Source organism: Streptomyces sp. YIM 98790 (assembly GCF_011421595.1).
Classification (GTDB): domain Bacteria; phylum Actinomycetota; class Actinomycetes; order Streptomycetales; family Streptomycetaceae; genus Streptomyces.
This window is the reverse complement of sequence record NZ_WTLH01000255.1, coordinates 1-6,652: the sequence shown is the minus strand read 5'-3', so window position 1 is coordinate 6,652 and position 6,652 is coordinate 1. Positions and strand designations below refer to the sequence as shown.

The window sequence follows — 6,652 nt, the reverse complement described above, 5'->3', positions numbered from 1 at the left end:
GGCGGCCTGCGGCAGCGCGCCCGGGCGCTGGGCCGCGCGCTGGCCGCGGCGGACAGCGCGGCCCGGGCGGCCGACATCGTCGAGCGGGTGGCTCAGCGATCCGCAACCCCGAAGGAGGACCTGGACCATGAGTACGCGATCGGCCGGGCTTGACCAGACCGCCGGCCAGAGCCTTGAGCAGGTGGCGGAGCGGCTGTCGGCGGGCGCGCGGCGCTGGACCGGGCAGCATGCGGGATACCTCGACTCCCCGGCCGGCCGGGCCGAACTGCCGGTGACCCCCCGGGTGAAGGCGCTGCTGCAACTGGCGCTGCTCTGCCACTACTGGAGGCGGACCGCACCGGCGGACACCGCCCTGGGCGAGGCGACCGCGGTCGTGGAACGTGCCTGGCAGCGCCCGGACTTCCCGCGCCTGCTCACCCTGGGCCCCCGCACCGCCCGGCAGTTCCAGCTGATGTACGCGGCGCTGGCACCGCCCGGAGCCGCCACCGGGGCGGGGCGCACCGCGCTCGCCCGGCTGGCCGCCGACGGCTACCTGACGGCGGACGGGGAGCCCCGCTATCCCCACCTGTGGAAGAGGTTCTACGCCGAACTGGCCGGGGCGGACCACCGCCTGGCCCCGTACCGGGAGCTGTACGCGACCAGCGCGCTGGCGCGCGCCGGCGCCGGGCAGCCGGTGGACGGCCTGGACGTCTGTCACGTCACGCACACCGTCTTCTACCTCAGCGACTTCGGCTTCCGTGATCCCGGCCTGCCCGGGCCGGCCCGGGAGCGGGCGCTCGACGTCATGACCCGGCTCACCGACCGCTGCGTGCGGGACGGCGCGTGGGACCTGGTCGCCAAGCTCCTGCTCGCCCAGCACTGCCTGGGCGTGAATCCGCTGCGGACCCCCTCCGGGGCCGCCGGTGTCCGGATGCTCGCGCGGGCCCAGACGCCCGAGGGTGCCATCCCCGGAAGGTCCGCCGCCGAGCGGGCCCCGGCCACCGCGACGCCCGTGGAGTTCTTCCGCTGTGCCTACCAGGCGACCCTCGGCACGGCGCTGGCGATGCTGGTGGTCACCCGGGGCACCGCGGGTGCCGCGGGTGCCGCGGGTTCTGCGGGTTCTGCGGGGACCCTCGGCCGGGCCGGCGGGCCGGCCGAGGCGGCGGCACCGGCACCGGCACTGCGGGGGGCGCGATGAGCCCGGAACAGGCGGTGATCCCCGCACCGGCGGTCCGGCCCGCACCGGCCGCCGGCCGCGCCGACGGCGCGCGCCTGCTGAAAGGCAGGCGGAACTGGTGGTTCGTCGGCCCCGGCGGCATCGCCCGCCTCGGCGCCCGGCACCTGACCGCCGACGGGGCACTGCGCCCCGCGGCGGAGCGCCGGCTGCGGGAGCAGGGCCTGCTCACCGTCCGGCCGGTCCGTGCCTACGCGCTGACCGTTCTCACCAGCACCCACTGCAACCTGGGCTGCGGATACTGCTTCCAGAACACGGCCCAGGACACGGCCGGGGGAAGCCGCCCGCCCCGGATCGCCCGGGCCCGCCTCACCTCGGAGACCATCACCTCGATCCTCGGCTTCACCGAGCGGCGGATGGCCGCCGCCGGCCTGGACAGGCTGCGTATCCTCCTCTTCGGCGGGGAGCCGCTGCTCAACCCGCGGGGCTGCCTGGAACTGCTGGAACGCGCCGCGGACCTCGGGCAGTCCTCGGCCTGGATGATCTCCAACGCCACGCTGCTCACCCCGTCCCTGGCGCGCCGCCTCGCCGGACTCGGGCTGACCTTGGTGCAGGTCACCTTCGACGGCGACCGCGCCGACCACGACCGCATCCGGGTCGCCCGGGCGACCGGCGGCGGGACCTTCGACACCATCGTCCGCAACATTGTCCGGGCCAGTGAGGTGTCGCCGATCCGGTGGACCCTGCGGGTCAACGTCTCCCACGAGACCCACGGGGGCGTCGACAGCCTGATCGACCGGCTGGCGGCGGCGCTCGACCCGGCCCGGTGCACGCTGTACTTCGCCCGCGTCGGGGACGTGGGCATCGGGTACGCCAACGAGCTGCACACCGGCGAACGCGCGGCCGACTTCGCCCGGTGGCAGCGCCGGGCGCTCGACCTCGGCTTCACCGTGAACCGTCCGGCCGCCCGCCGGCCCTGCGTCACCTGCGGTCACGCCGACGGCCGCTACGGCGCGGTGGTGAGCGCGGACGGGACCCTGGCGAGCTGCTGGGAGACCGCGGGCAAACCCGACTGGGAGGTCGGCACGGTCACCGGCGGGTATCTGCCCCGCGAGGTGACCCGCGACCGCTGGATCGCCTGCGAGGACCTCTACCGCGGCAGCGAGGACGGGCGGACCCTGGCCCGGTTCCGCGACTCCGTCGACGCGGCCCTGCTCGACTACCTGGACGAGACGGGACGGCTGTAGCCATGCCCCCGCCCGTGTCCCCGCCCGTGTCCGCGGCCGTGTCCCCGCCCGTGTCCGCGCTGCTGGACCGGCTCCGCGCCGGCGCGCTCGACTGGCTGGGCGAGAACCTCGGCCACTTCGACGCGCTGCCGGCGTCGCACGCCCGGCCGGCCACCCGCGGCCGGGCGAAGGCCGCCCTGGAACTGGCCCTGCTCTGCCACTGCGCGGCCCGCCTGGACGGCGGCCCGCCGGACGCACTGGGCGAGGCGGCCGCCCTGATCCGGCGGCTGTGGCAGCATCCGGACTTCCCGGGCCTGCTCGACGAGGGCGGCGAACGGTACGCCGCCGTCTACGCCCTGGTCTACGCCGCACTGGCTCCCCGCGGGATCGACGACGCGCTGTGCCGGGCCGCGCTGTCCCGGCTGCCGCCCGGCGCCCTCGCACCGGGCGGGAAAACGGCCTACCAGCGCCTGGAGATCCGCTACTACGCGGACAAGGCCGGCGTCCGCCACGGGATCGAGCCCTACGCCGACCTCGCCCCGCGCAGCCCGCTGGTCACCCTCCGTGCCGCGACACCGGACAGCACGCCGGACAGCACGCCGGAGAACACGGCACCGCTCACCACCGGACAGGCGTACGCGCTGACCCACGCCACCTTCTACCTCGGGGACTTCGGCCGGGCCCGGCCCGCGGGACTGGACGGCCGGGAACTCGGCCACGCCCGGGAGCTGGCCCGCCGGATGCTCGGCCACTGCGTCGCCCACGACCAGTGGGACCTGATCGCGGAACTCCTGCTCACCCAGTTCATCCTGGGCGCCGATCCGCTGCGCACACCCGGGGGAGCGGCGGCCGTGGAGTGCCTGGCCCGGGCCCAGCTGCCGAACGGCGCGATCCCCGGCCGGTCGGCGGCCGGCCGGGCAGCGGGAGCGGACCGGGGCCGGGAGTTCTTCCGGAAGGCGTACCACACGACGCTGGTGACCGCCCTGATGGCGCTGATCGTGGCCCCGGAAAGGCGGCCGTCATGACACCGCGACTGGTCCTCATCAACCGGGACTACACCCGGATCTGGTTCGGGCAGGCCGTCTCCTCCGTCGGGGACGCCGTGTTCAGCACCACGCTGGTGCTGTGGGTGGCCACCGTCCTGGCGAAGGACGAGCCCTGGGCGCCCACCGCGGTCAGCGGCGTCCTGCTGGCGACCGGCTTCGCCATGCTGCTCGTCGGCCCGGTCGCGGGCGTGTTCGTCGACCGCTGGGACCGGCTCGCCACGATGCTGCGCACCGAATCGTTCCGCGGCGCTGTCGTGGCCGTGCTGGCCGTGGTGTCGTTCGTACCGGTCCGCGCCCTCCCGGTGGGGGTCTGGCTCGGCCTGGTCTACACGACCGTGCTGCTGCTCCACGCGGCCTCCCGGTTCTTCACGCCGGCGCGGTTCGCGGTCGTCGCGGACCTGGTGACCGGGGAGGCCGACCGCGCCCGGGCTGCGGGCATCACCCAGGCGACCAGCCAGACGGCCTGGATCATCGGGCCCCCGCTCGCCGCGCCGCTGCTCTTCGCGGCCGGTTTCCAGTGGGCGCTGATTTTCAACGCGCTCTCCTACGCGGTGTCGTACGTCGCGATCCGCTCCGTGCGGCTGCCCGCGCCCGGGGCGGAGCCGGACGGCGCCGGCACCCGGGAGCCCGCCGGGCAGCGGGCCGGCGTGCTGCGGGAGTTCGCGGCCGGTCTCCGGTTCTTCGGGCGCAGCAGATTCCTGGTCGCGCTGCTGGGGCTCGCCGTCATCGGCCAGTTCGGGATCGGCGCCCTGAACACCCTCAACGTCTTCTTCGCCACCGAGAACCTCGGCGCGTCCGCCCACCTCTACGGCTATGTCGGCATGGCCATGGGACTGGGCGGCATCACCGGCGCCCTGTGCGCGGGCCGGGTGGTGCAGTGGATCGGGGCGCGGCACACCGCCTGGGCCGCCCTGCTGGTGAGCGGGGTGCTGCTGGTCGTCTACTCCCGGCAGACCGGTTTCGTGGCCGGTGTGGCGGTGATCTTCCTGTTCACCGTTCCGCTGACCATGCTGAACACGGCGATGGCGCCGCTGATGCTCGCCGCGGCGCCCGCCGAGTACCGGGGCCGGGTGGCCGCCGTGTTCTACCCGGCGACGCAGCTCGCGCTGATGCTGGCGGCGGCACTGGCCGGATGGCTCGCCGGCTCCCTGCTGCGGAACGTCGAGGGCTCGGTTCTGGGACTGCACTTCGGCACCATCGACACGATCTTCGCGGTGTCCGGACTGATCGTCGTGGTGTCCGGCATCTACGCCCGGTTCGCCCTCNTGTCCGGCATCTACGCCCGGTTCGCCCTCCCCGAAGCAGAGCCCGAGCCGGGGCCCGAAGCAGAGCCCGAGCCGGGGCCCGAGGCGGAGCCCGGGGCGGGGCCCGCCGAGAAGGCCGGTGCGGGGACCTCCGCCCCGCCCGGCCCGAGACCGTAGACCCGGGCCGGTACCCGGGCCCGACCGGTCCCCCGGCGTCAGAGGGCGCCGGGGGACTCCAGCAGTTCCCGGAGGGCGGAGACGAGTTCCAGGCCGCGCCCGCGCCGGACGGCCTCGTCCGTCACGACCTGCTCCGTCGCCGTCCCGGCGCGCGTGCCGCGGTGCAGGGTGACCAGGCGGAGGGCGGCGGCGGCCTGGCGGGCGAAAAGGGCCAGCAGCTCCAGCTCCGGCAGGCTCGCCCGGGAGCGTTCCCCGGGGTCGAGCACCTCCAGCACACCGATGACGCCCTCGCTGTGCGCCAGCGGAGCCGCCATCAGCGAAGCGGGCACATAGCCGGTGGACTCCGCGAGATCGCGGGCGAACGGACCCGGGCCGCGCAGGTCGTCCAGGACCATGGCCTCGCCGGAGGCCAGCACGTATCCGGCCACGCCCCGGCCGGCCGGGAAGCGGGTGCCGGTCAGATGCTCCTCCCCCTCTCCGGAGACCGCCTGGAAGACCAGCTCGTCCGTCTCCGTGTCGTGCAGGAAGATGGAACTGGCCCGTGCGTCGAAGATGGCGCGGGCGGTTTCCACCACGGACTGCAACAGCTCACGCTCCGCCGCCTCGGCGGCCGGGGAGCGCGGGGTCCGGGTCGGGGTCTGGGACATGGTGCGTCACCTCTGCTGCGGTCGGTCCGGTCGTCTCACTGCTGGTGCCGGTGCGGGTGTTGCCCGCGGCGAGATAGAGCGCGTTCTTCACCTGGAACGGCGTGAGCCTCGGGTGGCTGCCGAGCAGCCGGGCGCACAGCCCGCTGACGAAGGGCGTGGCGAAGCTGTTTCCGGTGGTGCGGATGCGTCTGCCGCCGGGCCACGGCACCTCCACGTTCTGGCCCGGGGCGAAGAACTCCACCGGCGGCCGGGGGTTGTAGAGGTGGAGGTCCGGCCGGCTCTCGCGGTGGCTGCCCACCGAGATCACCGAGGAGAAGCGCCAGGGGAAGCTCTCCACCGGGGTGTTGTGCGCCGAGGCCACCAGGAGGACGCCCCGGAAGTAGGCGTTGTCGGCGATCGCCCGCAGCTCGTCCACGAACTGCGGGCGGGTGGTGGACAGACTGAGGTTCACCACGGAGAACCCCTGGTCCACCGCCCAGCGGAGCCCGGCGAGCAGGGCCGCGCCGGTGCCGGTCGAGCCCGGCCCCAGGACCCGCACGCTGTACAGGTCGCAGGCCGGGGCGACCCGGCGGACGATCCCGGCGCAGGCGGTGCCGTGCCCGCAGGCGTCGGCGGGCTCGACCGGCACCACCTCGGGGCCGTCCTCGCCGGTCACGACGGACCAGGCGCCCCGGACGGCGCCGATGTCGGGATGGCCGGCCTCGATGCCGCTGTCCACGATGCATACGCCGACGCCGGAGCCGTCGGACCACCGCCACGGGTCGGCGCTCGGCCCCGGCAGGCCGTCGGCGCGCACCTCGATCTGCTCCGGCGTCCGGTCGCGCAGACTCCAGGTGAGGCCCCCGGTCCGGCCCCCGGTCCGGGGCGTGGCGGGCGCCGCCGCGCCGCTCGCACTGGTCACGGCGCGTCCTCCGCCCCGAGGCGGGCCAGCAGTGCGGCGGCCCGGGCGGCGCCGGTGACGTCTCCCTTGGCCCGGTAGTGCCGGGCCGCGGTCCGCGCCGCCGCCCGGGCGGGCTCCGGGTCGCCCAGTGCCCGCAGGGTGTGGGCGAGATCCAGCGCGGCCCGGGCGCGGACCAGTGGGGAGTCGGTCGACTCGGCCGCCGCCACCGCGCCCGCCGCCAGCCGGCGCACCAGCGCCTCGTCGCGGGAGCCCGCGGGG

General features: G+C 75.5%; 6 protein-coding genes and 1 pseudogene. 4 read left to right on the top strand and 3 right to left on the bottom strand.

Annotated features, from left to right (window positions below):
• The first annotated feature begins 127 nt into the window (after window positions 1-127).
• The 4 genes from GQS09_RS25975 to GQS09_RS25960 are packed head-to-tail and all read left to right on the top strand — an operon-like array spanning window position 128 to window position 4,846.
• Window positions 128-1,177, top strand: coding sequence for a DUF6895 family protein (locus GQS09_RS25975; protein WP_243761796.1), 1,050 nt, complete (start codon window positions 128-130; stop codon window positions 1,175-1,177).
• Entirely contained in the window at window positions 1,174-2,400 is a 1,227-nt protein-coding gene (locus GQS09_RS25970; RefSeq protein WP_165989987.1) for a radical SAM protein, read from the top strand. Before GQS09_RS25975 ends, GQS09_RS25970 begins: the two co-directional genes overlap by 4 nt.
• A gap of 14 nt (window positions 2,401-2,414) precedes the next feature.
• On the top strand, window positions 2,415-3,404 hold the full coding sequence (locus GQS09_RS25965; RefSeq protein ID WP_313896339.1) for a DUF6895 family protein: 990 nt from the start codon (window positions 2,415-2,417) through the stop codon (window positions 3,402-3,404).
• Window positions 3,401-4,846, top strand: coding sequence for an MFS transporter (locus GQS09_RS25960; RefSeq protein WP_165989986.1), 1,446 nt, complete (start codon window positions 3,401-3,403; stop codon window positions 4,844-4,846). The genes GQS09_RS25965 and GQS09_RS25960 overlap by 4 nt, the downstream gene beginning before the upstream one ends.
• A 38-nt stretch (window positions 4,847-4,884) precedes the next feature.
• Here GQS09_RS25960 and GQS09_RS25955 read toward each other — a convergent pair whose 3' ends face one another.
• The 3 genes and pseudogenes from GQS09_RS25955 to GQS09_RS25945 all read right to left on the bottom strand — a co-directional run.
• Window positions 4,885-5,493, bottom strand: a complete 609-nt coding sequence (locus GQS09_RS25955; protein ID WP_165989985.1) for a GAF domain-containing protein — start codon at window positions 5,491-5,493, stop codon at window positions 4,885-4,887.
• Window positions 5,435-6,394: a S8 family serine peptidase gene (locus GQS09_RS25950; RefSeq protein ID WP_165989984.1), complete on the bottom strand. Its 960-nt coding sequence runs from the start codon at window positions 6,392-6,394 to the stop codon at window positions 5,435-5,437. Before GQS09_RS25950 ends, GQS09_RS25955 begins: the two co-directional genes overlap by 59 nt.
• Window positions 6,391-6,652, bottom strand: a pseudogene (locus tag GQS09_RS25945) (hypothetical protein); the annotation flags it as partial. The gene GQS09_RS25950 and the pseudogene GQS09_RS25945, both read right to left, overlap by 4 nt.